Genomic DNA, 17874 nt, shown 5'->3' on the forward strand with positions numbered 1-17874 from the left:
CAAAAGAATATGACAGAGCGGGGCCGGTGAATCGTGGCCCCGTTTTCTGTATGGAGGAGCATACGTGAAATTTATCATAAAACATGATATACCAGGGCGGCTAAGGATCCATCTTATTCAGACAAGGATGACTTACCGGGAAGCCGATACATTGCTTTATTATCTGCATGGAATAAAAACAATAACAGCCGTAAAGGTTCGCGAACGGACGGCAGATGCGGTCATACGCTATGCAGGCAGCCGGGATGAAGTGATTGAAGCCCTGAAGCAGTTTGATTATGATGGGGTGAAGGTGCCGTCAGCGGTTCTGGAGCATTCCGGACGGCAGCTCAATGCAGCCTATCAGGAAAAGCTGGTCTTAAAGGTACTTTTCAGAGCAGCAGGAAAGCTGTTTATCCCAGCCCCCATAAGGCCCCTTTACAGTGGCATACGATCGATAAAATATATCATAAGAGGACTGAAATGCCTTTTGCTAAAAAAGGTGGAAGTAGCAGTTTTAGATGCCATCGCCATAGGTGTTTCCCTCATAAGGGGAGAAGCTGAAACCGCCGGTTCTGTCATGTTTCTGCTGGGAATTGGGGAACTGTTAGAAGAATGGACCCATAAAAAGTCGGTAGGAGATCTGGCCAGAAGCATGTCCCTGCATGTGGGCCGGGTGTGGCTTTTGAGTGGTTCTCAGGAGGTGCTTGTAGAAGCAGCCTCCATAAGACAGAACGATCAGGTCGTGGTTCATATGGGGAATGTAATTCCATTTGACGGCACGGTGGTTTCCGGTGTGGCAATGGTCAACCAGGCTTCCCTTACCGGAGAATCCCTTCCGGTGAAAAAAGAAGCCGGAGGTTATGTATATGCCGGAACTGTGGTGGAGGAAGGCGAGCTTGTCATTGCGGTCCGGGAAGTATCCGGTTCCACCCGGTTTGAAAAGATTGTTACTATGATAGAAGAGTCAGAGAAACTAAAGTCTTCCCTGGAAAGCAAGGCCGGACATCTGGCAGACCGTCTGGTCCCTTATACTCTTTTAGGGACCGGTCTGACCTGGCTGATCACCAGAAATGTAACCAGAGCCCTTTCTGTTCTTATGGTGGATTTTTCCTGTGCCTTAAAACTTGCCATGCCTGTTTCTGTGCTTTCTGCTATTCGTGAAGCCAGTCTGTATCACATGACCGTAAAAGGCGGCAAGTACCTGGAAGCAGTGGCTGATGCGACGGTGGTGGTTTTTGATAAGACAGGAACCCTTACAAAGGCCAAACCAACGGTAAAGGAAGTGGTAACGTTCGGCAGGGAAAGCAAGGAAGAAATGCTTAGAATTGCAGCCTGTCTGGAGGAACATTTCCCCCATTCCATGGCAAAGGCTGTGGTAAATGCTGCCAGGGAAATGGGGTTAGAGCATGAGGAAATGCATTCTAAGGTGGATTATATCGTGGCCCATGGCATTGCTTCTTCTATTGAGGGGAGAAAGGTGGTCATTGGCAGCTATCATTTCGTATTTGAGGATGAAGCATGTACGGTTGACCAGGCTTATCAGGAAGCGTTTCATCAGCTTCCCTCAGACTGCAGCCATCTCTACCTTGCCATGGACCAGAAGCTGGCAGCTGTGATCTGTGTGGAAGATCCTCTTCGGGAAGAGGCCGGAGCTGTAATCAATTCCCTGAAAAAGGCAGGGATTTGCAAGGTGGTCATGATGACCGGAGACAGCGAACGGACGGCCAGTGCAGTAGCAGCCAGGGTTGGTGTGGATGAATATTACTCGGAGGTCCTGCCGGAGCAGAAGGCACGTTTCATTGAGCAGGAGAAAGCGGCAGGCAACGCAGTCATTATGGTGGGAGACGGAATCAATGATTCCCCGGCCCTGTCAGCCGCAGATGTGGGAATTGCCATCAGTGACGGGGCGGAGATAGCAAGAGAGATTGCAGATATTACCATTGCTGCGGACAATCTCTATGAGATTGTCACCTTAAAGCTGTTGAGTGACAGCCTGATGAAACGGATCCACAGCAACTACCGGAATATTGTCGGAATCAATACCAGCCTGATTCTTTTGGGGGTAACAGGGATCATATCTCCAACGACTTCTGCCCTTTTACACAATCTGTCGACGCTTGGAATCAGTCTTTTAGGGATGCAGAACCTGTTAGAGGAGTGAATGGAGCAGCTTGACTTTCCTGCTGGTTCGATGTATACTTGCAATGAAAATAAAAAGGGGTGCTGGAAGAAGTCCGGCTGAGATAAAACAGTATTGTTTTGAACCCTGTAACCTGATCTGGATAATGCCAGCGTAGGAGACTTTAAGGCACAGCCTGTAGACCCGCCCGGATATCCGGACGGGTTTTCTGTATTTAAGAAAAGGAGAGAATAATATATGAATGCAAGCGTAGCGATTCAATCACTTCCGGAGGCAGCAAATGATGAGGAATTGATCCGTATTGTAGATCAGGTCATCGATTATATCAAAAGCACCGGACTTAATTATTATGTGGGACCCTTTGAGACAGCCATAGAGGGAGATTATGACGAACTGATGGATATCGTAAAGGAATGCCAGCATATAGCCATTCGTGCAGGCGCTCCCTCTGTGGCCGCTTATATTAAAGTTACTTACCGGCCGGAAGGAGAGGTATTAACGATTGAGAAGAAAGTCACAAAGCATCACCAATAAGCTGTGGTCATGTTCTGCGGTATTGGGGGTTCTTTTCTTATGGCAGGGGATATCTTCCTTTGGACTGGTGGGGTCTTATCTGCTGCCATCGCCTATAAGCGTGGGGAATGCATTTATAACCGAATTCCCGGCACTCATGGAGCATGCGAAGATAACGCTGACAGAGGCATTTACAGGACTTTTTCTGGGTGTGGCCACCGGTTTTTTCATTGCCGTATTGATGGATCATTTTAACGGACTATACCGGGCATTTTATCCTCTGATTGTTTTGACCCAGACCATACCTGCGGTGGCCCTGGCTCCGCTTCTGGTATTATGGTTCGGGTATGAGATGACACCAAAGGTAATTCTAATTGTATTGACCACATTTTTCCCTGTCACCATTGGCCTCTTAAACGGCTTTCAATCCGCAGATCCGGATGCTGTGAATCTTTTAAGGTCCATGGGGGCCGGAACCATCGGCATATTCCGTTACATCAAGCTGCCGGGAGCCATGGGGCATTTTTTTTCCAGCCTTCGCATCTCTGCTTCCTATGCCGTGGTGGGGGCGGTTATCTCCGAATGGCTGGGAGGCTTTGGGGGACTGGGGGTATATATGACCCGGGTAAGGAAAGCCTATGCCTTTGATAAAATGTTTGCAGTTATTTTTCTTATATCCGTAATCAGTCTGCTGCTTATGAAAGGGGTGGACATGCTCGCAAAAAAATGTATGCCGTGGGATAACCATAAAAGGCAGTTTTCAAATACGCCCTAAACTTTGGAGGAAAGAATGAAAAGAACAGGTTTGGCAATTTTAATTGCAGCGGCTTTTACCGCATCACTGACCGGATGCCAGAAGCTTGAAAAACAGGCAGCAGAAACAAAAACAGAAGAGTTAAAAAAGGTTACCTTTGTCCTTGACTGGACGCCTAACACCAATCATACCGGCCTTTATGTGGCACAGGAAAAGGGATATTTCAAAGAAGCAGGACTTTCCGTGGAGATCGTCCAGCCGCCGGAGGATGGAGCAGAAGTGCTGGTCGCTTCAGGAAAAGCGGACTTTGGCATGTCTTTCCAGGACACCATGGCACCGGCTCTGGCAGGGGATCAGGCACTTCCCATCACAGCAGTGGCTGCGGTGATCCAGCATAATTCCTCCGGAATCATATCCCGAAAAGGGGAAGGCATGGCATCGCCCAAAGGGATGGAAGGAAAAAAATATGCGACCTGGGACAATCCGGTGGAGAAAGCCATGATCAAAGACGTGGTAGAGGCCGATGGAGGCGACTTCTCAAAGATTGAGATGATTCCAAGTACAGTGACCGATGAAGTTTCTGCTCTGAAAACAAAATCCGTGGACGCCATATGGATCTTTTATGCCTGGGCCGGCATAAAGATGGAACAGGAAGGCCTGGATACGGACTATTTTGCATTTGCAGATTTAAACCCTGTATTTGATTATTACACACCTGTCATTATCTCCGGCAATGACTTTTTAAAGAATGATCCTGAGACGGCAAGAGCCTTCCTTGGTGCATTAAGCAGGGGATATGAAGATGCAGTAAATAATCCGGAGGAAGCGGCAGGGATTTTACTTAAGGCAGCACCGGAGCTTGATGAAGCCCTTGTAATGGAAAGTCAGAAATATCTGGCGGACAAATATCAGGATGATGTGGATGTCTGGGGATATATCGATCCGGAGCGTTGGAACCGGTTCTATAACTGGCTCAATGAAAATGGGCTTTCAAAAGCTGAGATTCCGGAAAATACCGGTTTTTCAAACGATTATCTGCCCCAGTAAAAGGTTAGGAGGAGCCAATGGTACAATTAAAGGCGGAAGGCATAAAAAAGTCCTTTGACGGAAGAACCGTACTGGAGGGAGTTTCTCTGAATCTTCGGGAAGGGGAACTGGTTTCGCTTCTCGGTGCCAGCGGCGGCGGAAAGACCACGCTGTTTCAGATTCTTGCGGGTCTTAGCCTGCCTGACGAAGGGCATGTATATATAAATGAAGAAGAAGTCACCGGCAAGCCGGGAAAGATCAGCTACATGCTGCAAAAGGATTTGCTCCTTCCATACCGCACGGTGGAAGATAATGTTGCCCTGCCGCTGCTGCTGTCAGGAATGAAAAAAGCAGAAGCCAGAAAAAAAGCTTCCGGGTATTTTGAGATGTTTGGTCTAGAGGGGACGGAGAAAAAATATCCCTCCCAGCTTTCCGGCGGCATGCGGCAGAGGGCGGCCCTTTTAAGGACTTATTTATTTTCCAGGCCCATTGCTCTTCTTGATGAACCATTTTCTGCTATTGACATGCTGACCAGGCATACCATGCATGAATGGTACTTAAAAGTGATGGAAGAGATCCGGCTTTCCACTCTGTTTATTACTCATGATATAGACGAAGCGGTTCTACTCTCTGACCGGATCTGTATACTTACAGGAACTCCGGGAAATATTACGAAGGAAATCATCATAAAAGAAGCAAAACCCAGGAACAAAGACTTCCATGTCTCAGAAGAATTTCTGGAATATAAGAGAGAGATTATAAGGCATATGGAACAGAGTTAATAACAGGCGGGCTTTTCAGGCCCGCTTTTTGCTGCTTATTCCATGGCTGCATAAATGGAACGGAAAGAAGTTTTTCTTCTAAGGGAATATAATCATCTGGTATCCGGTCATTAAATTTAGGTGATTATTATGCTTGTTATTCCGTCTGAATCATGTTAATCTAAGTAATATGGGAGTAATTTCCATAAAAAACAGCAAAGGATTTGAAGGAAATGAACAGGAAACGAAATCATGCAGGTACGATAGGAAAAATTATGTTTCTGGCAGTATTATTTATGCTGGCAGGAGCTACGATTGCACTGGCAGATGATGCTTCAAAGTTTGTGCCGGGAACCAAGATCAACGGTGTCCTGGTGGGTGGAATGACAATCGATGAAGCAAAAGTACAAATAGAGGGGTTTTATGGCAGGGAATACAACCTTACCATCAAGGGAAAAGGAAGCAAAACAGAAGTAATCAAAGGAACGGATATCGGATATCAGGTGGTGATCACAGACGGTTTAAAGAAGGTTCTGGAAGATCAGAACGCCTCCGGACGTGTGGCAGGTCCGGCAGAGGATAACAGCCATTCGTTAAAAAGCACAGTATCTTTTGATGAGCAGAAATTAAAAGAAAAACTCAACGGGTTATCCTTTGTAAGCGGACAAAGTGTTGTATCCACAGTGAATGCCAGAGTATCTGACTGGAAGCAGGGAGAGCCATTTACCATTATTCCGGAAGTGCAGGGAAACAGCGTGAATGCAGGCAAGCTGGAAGAGGCAGTAAAAAGTGCCTTGACCCAGGAACTGAAAGAAGTGAACTTAGAAGAATCCGGCTGCTATGACATTGTAACCGTTACAAAGGATGATGAAGGACTTAAGGCCCAGTGTGATGCACTCAACCGGGTAAGAGAAATGCAGATTACCTATGCCTTTGGCAGCAGGTCCGAGGTGCTGGGCGGGGAAGAGATCTGTTCCTGGATTACCGGCATTTCAGACGGAGTCATTCAGGTAAACACAGACAAAGCGGCAGCTTATGTGAAATCTTTGGCGGACAAGTACGATACGGCAGGAAGAGGAAGGAATTTCCACACGGCAAGCGGAAGGGACGTAACTCTTTCCGGCGCTTACGGCTGGCAGATCAATCAGCCTGCGGAGATTGCAGAACTGGTTGCGGTCATTCGTACAGGCCAGAGCCAGACCAGGGAACCGGTTTATGCAAAGGCAGCGGCTGACCGCAACAATGACTGGGGCGGAACCTATGTGGAGGCAGACCTGGCAGCCCAGCATGTCTATATGTATAAAGATGGCGTTCTTGTATGGGATGCCCCTTGTGTAACTGGCAATGTGTCAAAGAATCACACCACTCCGGAGGGAATCTATACCCTGTCCTATAAACAGACAGACCGGATTCTTCGGGGTGCCAAACAGGCAGATGGAACCTATGAATATGAAAGTCATGTGGATTACTGGATGCCTTTCAATGGAGGAATTGGTTTCCACGATGCAGATTGGAGAAATAGGTTTGGCGGAACCATCTATCAAAATAACGGAAGCCACGGCTGTGTCAACCTTCCCCCGAAAAAGGCAAAGGATTTATACAGTCTTGTCTATGCTGGCATTCCGGTTATCTGCCATTATTAAATAAAAGGAAAAAGAGGCTGGCTCGTCACCTGATCATTCATTGACCAGACAGTCTCTTTGTGTTACATTGATAGTGAAAAAAGTGTGTGGACACTGGCCGAAGACATTAAAAAAAGGCGGGGAAAACTGAATTGGATGGAAATAAACGCAGAAAGAAAATTATAGAGATTTTAAATCAGGAAAAAGGGCCTGTTTCAGGCGCAGAGCTGGCAAAAAGAGTAGGGGTAAGCAGACAGGTTGTGGTTCAGGATGTGGCACTTATGAGGGCGGAGCAGGAAGAAATCCTTTCAACGAACAAAGGATATGTCCTTCGCCGCCAGTCGGCCCAGGAAGAGGCAGACTGTATAAGGGTTTTTTGTGCCAGTCACACGACGGAAGATACATTAAACGAGCTTTATACCATCGTGGATTATGGCGGCAGACTTCTGGACGTGTTTATCGAGCATGAAGTTTATGGCCAGATCCATGTGGATTTAATCATCAATAACCGTCTGGATGCGGAAGAATTCATGGAAGCCCTGAAACATTCCGGAGACCAGCCCCTTAAGATTCTCACCAATGGCTGCCACTATCATACGGTTGCGGCAGATTCCAAAAAAAACTTAGACAGGATTGAGCAGGAATTAAAAAAGAAAGGGTACCTTGCAAAATAAGATACCTCCATATAGGACGATGAAATAAAAAGTCTTATATGGAGGTATTTTTGCGTCAGAGACTATTGTTCTGAGGAACAGAATACAATTATTTTATCCGGTGTGGTGACCGCAGGGATGCTTCTGGTAGTAAAATTGTATAAAATAAACAGGTAATGGCCTCCCGGCGTATCAAAGAACATCTGACCGTTGGGAAGCAGAAGATCCGAAGGGTCTGATGGGACATTGAGCCTTAGGGTTCCGTCGGTATTTAAAAGGTTCTCATCAAAATAATCAAACATGGCTAAGTATCCGTCGTCATCTTCCGCAAGTATCAAAGGGGCAAACTGAGGCGGATAAATGAGCAAAACGGGTGCATCTGTATCATAAATAGCAGTAATTGAATCCCCTCTTTCAAAGGTATGCTGGTCTAAAACATAAGTATCGGGATTGACCACAAAATTTACCTCACCAAGGCTTTGGCTCATAACGGAAATAAGCAGGGAACATCTGGGGGAGGGGGTAGAGGTTTCTAATGGATTAACGGAAATGACCGTTCCGTAGATAGGAGAAAAACGTGTCATGAAGGTGTCCTTTGGAACATTCTTATTTCCAGTTTATGAAGGAAAGGGGCCGGTTGTGAAATAACTTAAAGTTCCTTAATGAGAAATCGTAATAAAAAAGTTAAGAAATATACCGGAAAAATTTAGACATAATTCGTGGTTTTCAGTTATAATTAATCCTGAAAGTAAAGGCTGGTAAAGAGGTAGGAAATAAATGGAAAAACAAAGACAGCGCAGCAGAAAGAAAAGGTCCTTTGGATTAAAAAGATGGGCAGTCGCCGGAGGCGCAGCTGTTGCAGCGGCAGGGTTAATTACTGCTTTGGCATATATCCAGATGAGCAGAGCATATGAGAAGGTGTTTTTCCCTAATACCACCATCAATGAGATGAATGTATCCAAAAAGTCCGTGGAGGATGTAAAGAATATGATTGCTTCAAGTATTGGCGATTATAAGCTGACCATTCAGGAACGGGGAGGAAACACGGAAGAATTAAAAGGCAGCGATATCGGTCTTGAAGCAGTGTTTGACGGAACTCTTGAGAAGTTACTGGCAGAGCAGAAGCCCCTTTCCTGGGGAAAGCACTTAAAGAAGTCTCAATCCTTTGAACTCGGTACCATGATCAAGTACGATGAGGATAGATTTAATACAGCTGTTTCTGCCTTATCCTTTCTTGCGAAGGAACCGGAAGAAAAGGCACAGGATGCTGCCGTGTCGGATTACGTTTCCGGGCAGGGGTATCACATAATACCAGCAAAAGAAGGCAGAGAATTAGATCCTGAAAAAGTAAAGACAGTGATTTCAGACGCTGTTATGAATTTAAAGCCTGAGCTTTCTCTTGATGAGGCAGGTGCCTACATAACCCCCAGGATTCCAACGGATGACCCTGAACTGATAAGTAAGGTTCAGACCATGAACAAATATGTCAGCACCACCATCACTTATAAATTCGGAGATGCAAAAAAGGTTTTAACCGGAGATACCATTTCAAAATGGATCAAAACGGATGAAAGCGGCAAGGTCTATCTGGACAGCAAATCGGTCAGCGCCTTCGTAAAAGAGCTGGCAGACCAGTATGACACGGCATATAAGGCAAAGAACTTAAAGACCTCCTATGGGAAGAATGTGAAGATTACTGGCGGAAGCTATGGCTGGAGAATTAATCAGGGTGCCGAAGCAGATGAACTGGCGGAACTGATCCGGACCGGAACCAGCCAGACAAGAGAACCGGTCTACAAGCAGAAGGCGGCCAGTCACGGTACGGCAGACTACGGAAACACCTATGTGGAGATCAATCTGACGGCTCAGCATCTGTATTTCTATAAAGACGGAAAACTGGTGGTGGAATCAGATTTTGTATCCGGGAATGAATCAAAGGGCTGGTCAACACCGGCAGGAGCTTTCTCTCTTACCTATAAAGAAAGAGACGCCACACTGAAAGGAGAAAATTACCGGACTCCGGTTTCCTACTGGATGCCGTTTAACGGCAATATCGGGCTTCATGATGCCAAGTGGAGAAGCAGCTTTGGAGGTTCTATTTATAAGACCGGAGGTTCTCACGGCTGTATCAATCTGCCTCCTGCAGTGGCTAAAACCATTTTTGAAAATATCAGTGCCGGAGTCCCGGTTCTCTGCTATCATCTGCCGGGAACCGAATCAAAGACAGCTTCAGGGGCCACAGGAAAGCCGGAGGAGACAACGGCTCCCACAACCGCACCGGCTACGGCGGCACCAACTACAGCGGTACCGGCAACGACTGCTCCGGCCACGACGGCGGTACCAACGACGGCGGCACCAACCACAGCACCTCCTGTCAGGGAGACTGTGAAGGAACCTTCCACGACCGCTGCTTCTGAGGAGCAGGCAGACGGTCCTGGTGCTGCCAAAAGCACAGGAAAGAATAAAATCGGCCCTGGCATGTAATCGGTTCTGGCAAGAGAAAGAAATATAAATTAGCAAGACCATAGAGGCTGCTGCATCAGACATTAAATAAACTGATGCAGCAGCCTTAAACTTACGGGAAGATGAGCCGATGAAACAATATAGAAAAAAGTGTTTCATAGAAAAGGAGATTTGCTTATGTTGAACAAAGAAACCTTTGTACCTATACAGTTTTTTAAAAAGGAAGCTTATACCGGAAGCATGAATGGAATGCGTTACCGGATCAATAAGGTGGAAGAAGGATTGGAGGCTGCCGTATATCCGGAGCCGTACTGCTATGAAGCAACTCCCGATGAGCAGAAGATAAAAATGATATTTCCTTTTTCCGAGGAAGGCAGACAACAGGCCGTGGACTGGATCAATCAGCAGTATGAAGAAAAGTTGTCAATTTGGAAATCTTCTTCAAGAAAATAATCCCCCCTTTTCTAAATGGATGAAGTATGGTATGATAATGTATTATTGGAAATACTGACATGGAGGAAGAGAAATGGAAGAGAACAAGGAAGAAGTGGTTTCTAAAAACTTTATCGAACAGGAGATAGACAAGGATCTTGCAGAGGGTGTTTATAATCATGTACAGACCAGATTTCCACCGGAGCCAAACGGCTATCTGCACATTGGACATGCAAAGTCCATATTACTCAACTATGGCCTGGCGCAAAAGTATGGTGGAAAGTTCAACCTCCGTTTTGATGATACAAACCCGACAAAAGAAAAGACAGAATTCGTAGAATCCATTATAGAAGATGTGAAGTGGCTGGGCGCTGATTTTGGAGACCGCCTGTTCTTTGCCTCCAATTATTTTCAGGAGATGTACGACCGTGCCGTTCTTTTAATAAAAAAAGGAAAGGCATTTGTCTGCGATCTGACTGCAGAAGAGATCCGGGAATACCGCGGTGATTTTAAGACACCGGGAAAAGAAAGCCCATACCGGAACCGCAGCGTGGAAGAAAACTTAACGCTGTTTAAAGAGATGAAGGAAGGCAAATATAAGGATGGGGAAAAGGTTCTTCGTGCGAAGATCGATATGGCATCACCAAACATCAATATGCGTGATCCGGTCATTTACCGTGTTGCCCATATGACCCATCATAACACGAAAGATGCCTGGTGCATCTATCCCATGTATGACTTTGCCCATCCGATTGAAGATGCCATTGAAGGAATTACTCACTCCATCTGCACTTTGGAGTTTGAAGATCACAGACCGCTGTATGACTGGGTGGTAAGGGAATGCGAATTTGTCAATCCTCCCCGTCAGATTGAATTTGCAAAGCTGTATCTGACCAATGTAATAACTGGAAAACGGTATATCAAGAAGCTGGTGGAGGACAATATTGTGGACGGCTGGGACGATCCCCGTCTTGTATCCATTGCAGCGTTAAGAAGAAGAGGTTATACTCCGGAAGCCCTCCGGATGTTCGTGGATCTGGTAGGCGTTTCAAAAGCCAACAGTTCCGTGGATTATGCCATGCTTGAATACTGTATCCGGGAAGATTTAAAATTAAAAAGGCCGAGAATGATGGCGGTTCTGGATCCGGTCAAGCTGGTAATCGACAACTATCCGGAAGATACCATTGAGTATTTAGATGCTGCCAACAATCTGGAGAATCCGGAGCTTGGAGAGAGAAAGCTGCCCTTTGGCAGAGAGCTTTACATCGAACGGGAAGATTTTATGGAAGAGCCCATTAAAAAGTATTTCCGTCTGTTCCCAGGCAATGAAGTCCGTTTAATGAATGCTTATTTTGTCACCTGTACCGGCTGCGAGAAAGACGCAGACGGGAATGTGACCGTAGTTCACTGTACCTACGACCCTGAGACCAAGAGCGGTTCCGGCTTTGAGGGAAGAAAGGTAAAGGGCACCATTCACTGGGTGGCAGCAGCTACAGCAGTACAGGCAGAGTGCCGCCTGTATGAAAATATCGTTGATGAAGAAAAAGGAAAGTTGAACGAAGACGGAAGCCTGAATTTAAATCCCAATTCCTTGACCGTCATAAAGAATTGCTATGTGGAGCCCAGCTTTGAAGGAGCAAAAGCATATGACAGCTTTCAGTTTGTCAGAAACGGATTTTTCTGCGTGGACTGCAAAGACAGCACTCCAGAACATCTGGTTTTCAATCGGATCGTTTCTTTGAAGAGTTCATTTAAAATTACAAAATAATGGTGACAGGCTGGGATGCCGGTCAAAGGAAGAATGCTGCATGACCGAGTAAGAAGAGGACGTGCGGCATTCTTTCCTTTCCGGGAAGAAAGGAGGCATCTCTTTCTATGGAACTGATGATACCTTTAAAAAATCAGGCAGGACTGCCTTTTTACAGTCAGATATACCGCTATATCAAAGAAGAAATAAAAAAAGGAAATTTAAAACCGGCGACCAGGCTTCCCTCCACCAGACGTCTGGCGGAGAATTTAAAGATCAGCCGAAGCACGACACAGATGGCTTATGAACAGCTGCTTTCGGAAGGATATATTGAAGCTGTTCCATGCAAGGGATATTTTGTATTGCAAATTGATGGTCTGGTTCATACCGGACAGGAAAAAGGTGAGAAGGGAACCTCCTTTTTGAGTTCCGGTTTTTCGGATGGGGAAGGTGATTCAAACTGGAGTGTGGATTTTTCTCCAAGAGGAATCGATCTTTGTGCATTTCCCTTTAACACCTGGAGAAAAATATCCAAAAATACGCTGGTCGATGACAACCGGGAGATGTTTGTGACCGGCGATCCCCAGGGAGAGGCTGTTTTCAGGGAAACCATCCGTACATACCTTCACTCAGCCAGAGGTGTAAACTGTTATGCGGAGCAGATCATTGTGGGAGCAGGAAGCGAATATCTGCTCATGCTTCTGTCTCAGATTTTATCTGATGACCGGGTGATTGCCATGGAAAATCCCACCTATAAGCAGGCATACCGTGTATTTCAAAGCCTGCACTACAAGGTGGTTCCCGTCCTTATGGACCAGCAGGGATTAAATGCAGAGCTTTTGGAGCAAAGCGGAGCGGATACCGCTTATGTCATGCCCTCCCATCAATATCCAACCGGCATCGTCATGCCTGTCAAACGCAGGCAGGAACTTCTGGGCTGGGCTTATAAAAAAGAGGGAAGATATCTGATTGAAGATGATTACGACAGCGAGTTCCGCTATAAGGGTCAGCCCATACCGGCGCTCCAGGGGATGGATCAGAAAGACAGGGTAATCTATATCGGTACCTTTTCAAAATCCATAGCACCGGCCATTCGTGTCAGCTATATGGTGCTGCCAAAATCCCTTCTTTCCGTATACCGGGAACGGGTGAACTTCTATGCATCTACCGTTTCCCGCATTGACCAGAACATTCTTTACCAGTTTATGGCTCAAGGACACTATGAGCGGCACTTGAACCGGATGAGGGCTGTCTATAAGGCAAAGCATGATGTATTGATTGCAGGGCTTAAGCCTTTTGAATCCCGTTTTTTAATCCGTGGGGAGTATGCAGGTCTCCATCTGCTTCTTACAGACAAAAGGAACAGCTCTGAGGCTGATTTGATAAAAAAGGCGGCGGAAGCCGGGGTAAAAGTTTACGGAATGTCAGGTTACTTTATTCATGAGGAACATAATACGTATCCGCCTACCGTTGTTCTGGGATATGCAAGTCTGACAGAAGAGGAGATCATTCGAGGACTTGCTCTTCTTAAAAAAGCCTGGGCGGTGCATGAGCCTAAGGAGGGATGCTGTGAATAAGGATTGGAAAATCATCAAAAATCAGAAGAACCTTCGGACTTTGATGGTCATCGGACTGACCGCCGTTCTTTTGCTCCTGCTTGGTTATGCAGGCAGCAGCCGGAGTGGGAAGCTGGCCAAAGAGGAGATGCTACAGTCTCCGGAGGCACTGGCGGAGGAAAGCTCTGAGGAAGAACCAGATACAGAGGTTTCTCTTACATTAGAGGATAAGGAATTTTTAAAGGGCCTGACGGAGCGGTTTAACGAGGGAGATTTAGAGGGAGCGGCCAGACTCTTAAGCGGTTATGAGATTCCGTGGAAGGAGTTTCCCTGTATGTATGACGGAAACGCTTTGAGAACGGAGCTTACTGCCGGCCGGGGGCTGGTATTTTTAAAGACCTCCACCGTTTTTTACGGGGATTTTAAAGACGGAGTTCCAAACGGAACGTGTACGGCACTGCAGGTGATTTCCCTGGAAGAAGGGAAACGGTATGATTATTCCTACGGAACCTGGGTCAATGGAAAAATGAACGGCAGCGGAGCCAGCGGTTATAATTATTATGACGGAGTTGGAGAAGAAATCAATAAACTCAGTGCCAAAGAAGGCGTTTTTAAAGACGACCGGATGGAGGGAGAGGTCACATATACCAGCACCAATGCAGCAGGAGAGAAGGCTGAGTGGAGATTGATGACGGCGGATGGACGGATTGTTTTAGATGACCGCTGGATCAGGGATGTGGACAGTTCTGGTACAACTACGTATAAACTGATGGCAAACGATGAAAACAATCATGCCTATACCTTGAGTGAAGCAGATTTGCAGGAAGACCGGTGGAAGAATTTTATCGGGTTTGATTTGGATTAGAAGGAGGCTTTAACGGGTGGATCAGGAAATCATAAACCGTCTGGGCGTTATTACGGATGAGGAACGGGAAATCATAAACGGACGGACAGAGATAGACCGGAAACGTTATACCGAGGGGCGGGAGCTGGTCATTGACAGCAAAAAGATGCTGGAACACGGAAAGTTGATACGCATCAGACCTCATACAAGGTTTGTGCATTTTCCAAGGCACAAACATAATTATATAGAAGTTATCTATATGTGCAAAGGGGAGACCACACATATTATTGATGGGGATAAGGTGGTTTTAAAAACAGGGGAACTGCTGTTTTTAAATCAGCATGCCACCCAGGAGATACTTCCGGCAGGGGAAGGCGACATTGCCGTTAATTTTATTATTCTGCCGGAATTTTTTGATACTGCTTTTGAAATGATGGGAGAGGAAGAAAATCTTTTGCGGGAATTCCTTGTGGGCTGTCTTTGTTTTAATCCCCGCTATGCCAGTTATCTCCATTTTGAAGTAGCTGATGTGCTTCCGGTACAGAATCTGGTGGAAAATATGGTCTGGACACTGCTTTATGACCACCCCAACAAAAGAAGCATCAATCAGGTCACTATGGGGCTTTTGTTCCTTCAGCTCATGCATTATACCGATAAGATCAGCCATACCAGAGAAGGCTTTGAACAAAAGCTTATTTTCCAGGTATTAAAGTTTATCGATGAGAATTATAAAGAGGGAGAATTGACGGAACTGGCAGAGCGTTTGAGCTATAATATTTACTGGCTGAGCCGGGCGGTCAAGAGGCTGACCGGAAGAACTTATAAGGAACTTTTACAGATCAAGCGTTTGAACCAGGCGTCCTTTCTTCTATTAAATACCAGACTTTCCGTAACGGATATATCCCTTGCAGTGGGGTATGACAATACCAGCTATTTTTACCGGATATTCCGAAGCTATTACAGCATGTCCCCCAAAGAGTACAGGGAAAAGAATAAAACAGCCGGTTTAACGGAACACAGAAAATAAGTGTTTGAACCAGGCAACGGTAAGAAAAGAAAAGAATCTATGCAGCAATTAAAATCAAAGGAAAAAAGAATTTTAATGTTGTTATTTTAGCTTTCAATCACTCATAAGTTTAAAATATAATGAGATCAAAATGAAGTTTGAATGTAATAAAAGAAAGCGGATGGGCATATACTTGGTAATATATGGTTGGTAAATAAATCTGAAAAGGAGAGAACCGATATGCCAAGAGGAGTAAGAAAAACACCGCTTCAAAAACTGGAGGAAGAGTTAAAAGAGGTGCGGGAATCCATCAAACAGTACAAGGATTGTCTCATTACATTAGATGAAAAAGAAAAAGAAATTCTGGATAAAATAAAGCTGGAACAATTCAAAGAGGTATCAACGATCTTGGACGAGCATGAGATGTCGATCATGGATTTAAAACAACTGCTTATTTCTTCAAAACCGGAATCAGAAGAATAAGGCAATGAAATAAAAAAAGTGCAAATAAGGACGTAGTTTTAAATAAACAGCGTCCTTATTTTTTGTATGGAAATCTATTATGATAGAAGCAGAAAAACATGGGAGGGGAACGCATGGAGAAATACTATCTTGCTGTTGATATCGGTGCTTCCAGCGGACGTCATATTCTTGGTACCGTAAAGGACGGAACGATTCATCTGGAAGAGATTTACCGTTTTGAGAACGGAATGAAACGGACCGGGGGTCAGTTATGCTGGGATGTGGAGTCCTTATTTGACGAAATCAAAGAAGGAATGAAGGTTTGTAAAAAGATCGGAAAGATACCAGTCAGCATGGGGATTGATACCTGGGCTGTGGATTACGTTCTTTTGGACAAGGAAGACCGTTTGTTAGGAAATGCGGTAGGCTATCGGGACGACAGAACAAAGGGAATGGATGAGCTTGTATATCGTATTATTTCTTTGCCGGATTTATATAAAAGAACCGGAATCCAGAAACAGATTTTTAACACGGTCTATCAGCTTATGGCAGAGAAACAGAAGAATCCGGACCAGCTTTCCAATGCAGAATCCTTTTTGATGATTCCGGACTATTTCCATTACCGGCTGACCGGAGTGAAAAAACAGGAGTATACCAATGCCACCACCACACAGTTGGTTAGTCCGGAAACCGGAAGCTGGGATTATGAGCTCATTGAAAAACTGGGCTTTCCGAAAAAGCTGTTTGGGCCGCTTTCCATGCCAGGTACTGTGGTAGGAGAACTGTCAAAGCAGATCCGTGAAGAAGCAGGCTTTTCCTGCCAGGTGATTCTTCCGGCCACCCACGATACCGGTTCTGCGGTTATGGCAGTTCCTGTAGTTCCCGGTGATCAGGATTCCATGAAAGATATCTTATACATCAGTTCAGGAACCTGGTCCTTAATGGGAACAGAGCTTTTAAAGGCAGACTGTTCGTTAAAGAGCATGGAAGCCAATTTTACAAACGAAGGCGGATATGAATTCCGTTACCGTTATTTAAAGAACATTATGGGACTGTGGATGATCCAGTCGGTAAGAAAAGAACTGTCTGAAAAAGGGGAGAAGTATTCCTTTGCAGAGCTTTGCGAGATGGCTTCCAAAGAGACCATCAACTCTCTTGTGAATTGCAATGACAGCGTATTTTTAGCGCCGGAAAGCATGATACAGGCCGTCAAGGACTTTTGCAGAGACAGACAGATGCAGGTACCACAGACACCGGGGGAGATTGCTGCTGTCATATACAACAGTCTGGCGGCATGCTATGGCGATACCATAAAGGAGCTGGAATCCATTACGGGAAAGTCCTATCCATCCATTCATGTGGTCGGCGGAGGCTCCAACGCGGATTATTTAAACCAGCTGACCGCAGACTGCACCGGCAGAACCGTATATGCAGGACCGGGAGAGGCGACTGCCATCGGAAATTTACTGGCACAGATGCTGGCATTTCATGAATTTGACGGTTTAAAACAGGCAAGAGAAGCTGTTTATAAGTCTTTTGCCGTTAAAGAATATAAGCCACGGAATAATTTATAAGAAGCGGAGGGAATCCTATGATAAGAAAATCCTTTAAAATGTACTTAAATGAAGGAATGGCGGAAGAATATGAAAAGAGACACAACATGCTCTGGCCGGAGATGAAGGAGATGATCCACCAGTTCGGCGGCCATAACTATTCCATATTTTTAGACGAAGAAACCAATGTGCTTTACGGATACATTGAAATAGAAGATGAAGAGAGATGGGCAAAGTCAGCGGACACGCCGATCAACCGCAAATGGTGGGATTTTATGGCGGATATTATGAGAACCAACCCGGATAACAGCCCTGTTTCTGATGGGTTGAAACCGGTATTTCATTTAGATTAATCTAATT

General features: G+C 45.5%; 17 protein-coding genes and 1 riboswitch. Of the genes, 16 read left to right on the forward strand and 1 reads right to left on the reverse strand.

Annotated elements, in window-relative coordinates; all coding sequences use genetic code 11:
• The first annotated feature begins 64 nt into the window (after positions 1 to 64).
• From ACLTWA_RS09210 to ACLTWA_RS09240, 7 genes are all read left to right on the forward strand, one after another.
• Positions 65 to 2143 (forward strand): heavy metal translocating P-type ATPase, encoded by a 2079-nt coding sequence (locus ACLTWA_RS09210; RefSeq protein ID WP_412327406.1) that lies wholly within the window; start codon positions 65 to 67, stop codon positions 2141 to 2143.
• Between the two features lie 45 nt (positions 2144 to 2188).
• Positions 2189 to 2300: riboswitch (TPP riboswitch) on the forward strand.
• A 59-nt stretch (positions 2301 to 2359) separates the two neighbouring features.
• Entirely contained in the window at positions 2360 to 2656 is a 297-nt protein-coding gene (locus ACLTWA_RS09215) for a thiamine-binding protein (protein WP_412327407.1), read from the forward strand.
• Entirely contained in the window at positions 2625 to 3410 is a 786-nt protein-coding gene (locus ACLTWA_RS09220) for an ABC transporter permease (RefSeq protein ID WP_412327408.1), read from the forward strand. The genes ACLTWA_RS09215 and ACLTWA_RS09220 overlap by 32 nt, the downstream gene beginning before the upstream one ends.
• A 15-nt stretch (positions 3411 to 3425) precedes the next feature.
• On the forward strand, positions 3426 to 4436 hold the full coding sequence (locus ACLTWA_RS09225) for an ABC transporter substrate-binding protein (RefSeq protein WP_412327409.1): 1011 nt from the start codon (positions 3426 to 3428) through the stop codon (positions 4434 to 4436).
• 17 nt (positions 4437 to 4453) lie between these two features.
• Positions 4454 to 5197 (forward strand): ABC transporter ATP-binding protein, encoded by a 744-nt coding sequence (locus tag ACLTWA_RS09230; protein WP_412327410.1) that lies wholly within the window; start codon positions 4454 to 4456, stop codon positions 5195 to 5197.
• Between the two features lie 212 nt (positions 5198 to 5409).
• Positions 5410 to 6819, forward strand: a complete 1410-nt coding sequence (locus ACLTWA_RS09235) for a L,D-transpeptidase family protein (RefSeq protein WP_412327411.1) — start codon at positions 5410 to 5412, stop codon at positions 6817 to 6819.
• 131 nt (positions 6820 to 6950) lie between these two features.
• Positions 6951 to 7472 carry a transcription repressor NadR gene (locus tag ACLTWA_RS09240; protein ID WP_412327412.1) on the forward strand — a complete coding sequence of 174 codons (522 nt, stop codon included), beginning with the start codon at positions 6951 to 6953 and terminating at the stop codon, positions 7470 to 7472.
• Positions 7473 to 7534: 62 nt separating this feature from the next.
• On the opposite strand, the gene ACLTWA_RS09245 is transcribed toward ACLTWA_RS09240, so the two are convergent.
• The gene (locus ACLTWA_RS09245; RefSeq protein WP_412327413.1) at positions 7535 to 8035 is read right to left on the reverse strand and encodes a hypothetical protein; all 501 of its coding nucleotides are present in this window, start codon (positions 8033 to 8035) and stop codon (positions 7535 to 7537) included.
• Between the two features lie 193 nt (positions 8036 to 8228).
• Here ACLTWA_RS09245 and ACLTWA_RS09250 point away from each other — a divergent pair, with 193 nt between their 5' ends.
• The 9 genes from ACLTWA_RS09250 to rhaM all read left to right on the forward strand — a co-directional run bounded on the left by ACLTWA_RS09250 (position 8229) and on the right by rhaM (position 17867).
• Entirely contained in the window at positions 8229 to 9935 is a 1707-nt protein-coding gene (locus ACLTWA_RS09250; RefSeq protein ID WP_412327414.1) for a L,D-transpeptidase family protein, read from the forward strand.
• Between the two features lie 156 nt (positions 9936 to 10091).
• A complete protein-coding gene (locus ACLTWA_RS09255) occupies positions 10092 to 10367 on the forward strand; it encodes a GNAT family acetyltransferase (protein WP_412327415.1) in 276 nt (91 codons plus the stop codon).
• A 73-nt stretch (positions 10368 to 10440) separates the two neighbouring features.
• Positions 10441 to 12114, forward strand: a complete 1674-nt coding sequence (locus ACLTWA_RS09260; protein ID WP_412327416.1) for a glutamine--tRNA ligase/YqeY domain fusion protein — start codon at positions 10441 to 10443, stop codon at positions 12112 to 12114.
• 107 nt (positions 12115 to 12221) lie between these two features.
• Entirely contained in the window at positions 12222 to 13670 is a 1449-nt protein-coding gene (locus ACLTWA_RS09265) for a PLP-dependent aminotransferase family protein (RefSeq protein ID WP_412327417.1), read from the forward strand.
• On the forward strand, positions 13663 to 14514 hold the full coding sequence (locus tag ACLTWA_RS09270; RefSeq protein ID WP_412327418.1) for a hypothetical protein: 852 nt from the start codon (positions 13663 to 13665) through the stop codon (positions 14512 to 14514). Before ACLTWA_RS09265 ends, ACLTWA_RS09270 begins: the two co-directional genes overlap by 8 nt.
• A 16-nt stretch (positions 14515 to 14530) precedes the next feature.
• Positions 14531 to 15520 (forward strand): AraC family transcriptional regulator, encoded by a 990-nt coding sequence (locus ACLTWA_RS09275; protein WP_412327419.1) that lies wholly within the window; start codon positions 14531 to 14533, stop codon positions 15518 to 15520.
• A gap of 219 nt (positions 15521 to 15739) precedes the next feature.
• Entirely contained in the window at positions 15740 to 15982 is a 243-nt protein-coding gene (locus ACLTWA_RS09280) for a hypothetical protein (protein ID WP_412327420.1), read from the forward strand.
• Positions 15983 to 16095: 113 nt separating this feature from the next.
• The gene (gene rhaB / locus ACLTWA_RS09285; protein ID WP_412327421.1) at positions 16096 to 17535 is read left to right on the forward strand and encodes a rhamnulokinase; all 1440 of its coding nucleotides are present in this window, start codon (positions 16096 to 16098) and stop codon (positions 17533 to 17535) included.
• 17 nt (positions 17536 to 17552) lie between these two features.
• Positions 17553 to 17867, forward strand: coding sequence for an L-rhamnose mutarotase (rhaM, locus tag ACLTWA_RS09290; protein WP_412327422.1), 315 nt, complete (start codon positions 17553 to 17555; stop codon positions 17865 to 17867).
• Positions 17868 to 17874: the final 7 nt, after the last annotated feature.

This window comes from Lacrimispora sp. (assembly GCF_046972725.1).
Lineage (GTDB): Bacteria > Bacillota > Clostridia > Lachnospirales > Lachnospiraceae > Lacrimispora.

Excerpts from the sequence above, each read along its gene's own strand:
- ACLTWA_RS09215 (WP_412327407.1), top strand. The coding sequence starts at position 2,360 with ATGAATGCAAGCGTAGCGATTCAATCACTTCCGGAGGCAGCAAATGAT.
- ACLTWA_RS09225 (WP_412327409.1), top strand. The coding sequence starts at position 3,426 with ATGAAAAGAACAGGTTTGGCAATTTTAATTGCAGCGGCTTTTACCGCA.
- ACLTWA_RS09230 (WP_412327410.1), top strand. The coding sequence starts at position 4,454 with ATGGTACAATTAAAGGCGGAAGGCATAAAAAAGTCCTTTGACGGAAGA.
- ACLTWA_RS09235 (WP_412327411.1), top strand. The coding sequence starts at position 5,410 with ATGAACAGGAAACGAAATCATGCAGGTACGATAGGAAAAATTATGTTT.
- ACLTWA_RS09245 (WP_412327413.1), bottom strand. The coding sequence starts at position 8,035 with ATGACACGTTTTTCTCCTATCTACGGAACGGTCATTTCCGTTAATCCA.
- ACLTWA_RS09250 (WP_412327414.1), top strand. The coding sequence starts at position 8,229 with ATGGAAAAACAAAGACAGCGCAGCAGAAAGAAAAGGTCCTTTGGATTA.
- ACLTWA_RS09255 (WP_412327415.1), top strand. The coding sequence starts at position 10,092 with ATGTTGAACAAAGAAACCTTTGTACCTATACAGTTTTTTAAAAAGGAA.
- ACLTWA_RS09260 (WP_412327416.1), top strand. The coding sequence starts at position 10,441 with ATGGAAGAGAACAAGGAAGAAGTGGTTTCTAAAAACTTTATCGAACAG.
- ACLTWA_RS09265 (WP_412327417.1), top strand. The coding sequence starts at position 12,222 with ATGGAACTGATGATACCTTTAAAAAATCAGGCAGGACTGCCTTTTTAC.
- ACLTWA_RS09280 (WP_412327420.1), top strand. The coding sequence starts at position 15,740 with ATGCCAAGAGGAGTAAGAAAAACACCGCTTCAAAAACTGGAGGAAGAG.
- rhaB (WP_412327421.1), top strand. The coding sequence starts at position 16,096 with ATGGAGAAATACTATCTTGCTGTTGATATCGGTGCTTCCAGCGGACGT.
- rhaM (WP_412327422.1), top strand. The coding sequence starts at position 17,553 with ATGATAAGAAAATCCTTTAAAATGTACTTAAATGAAGGAATGGCGGAA.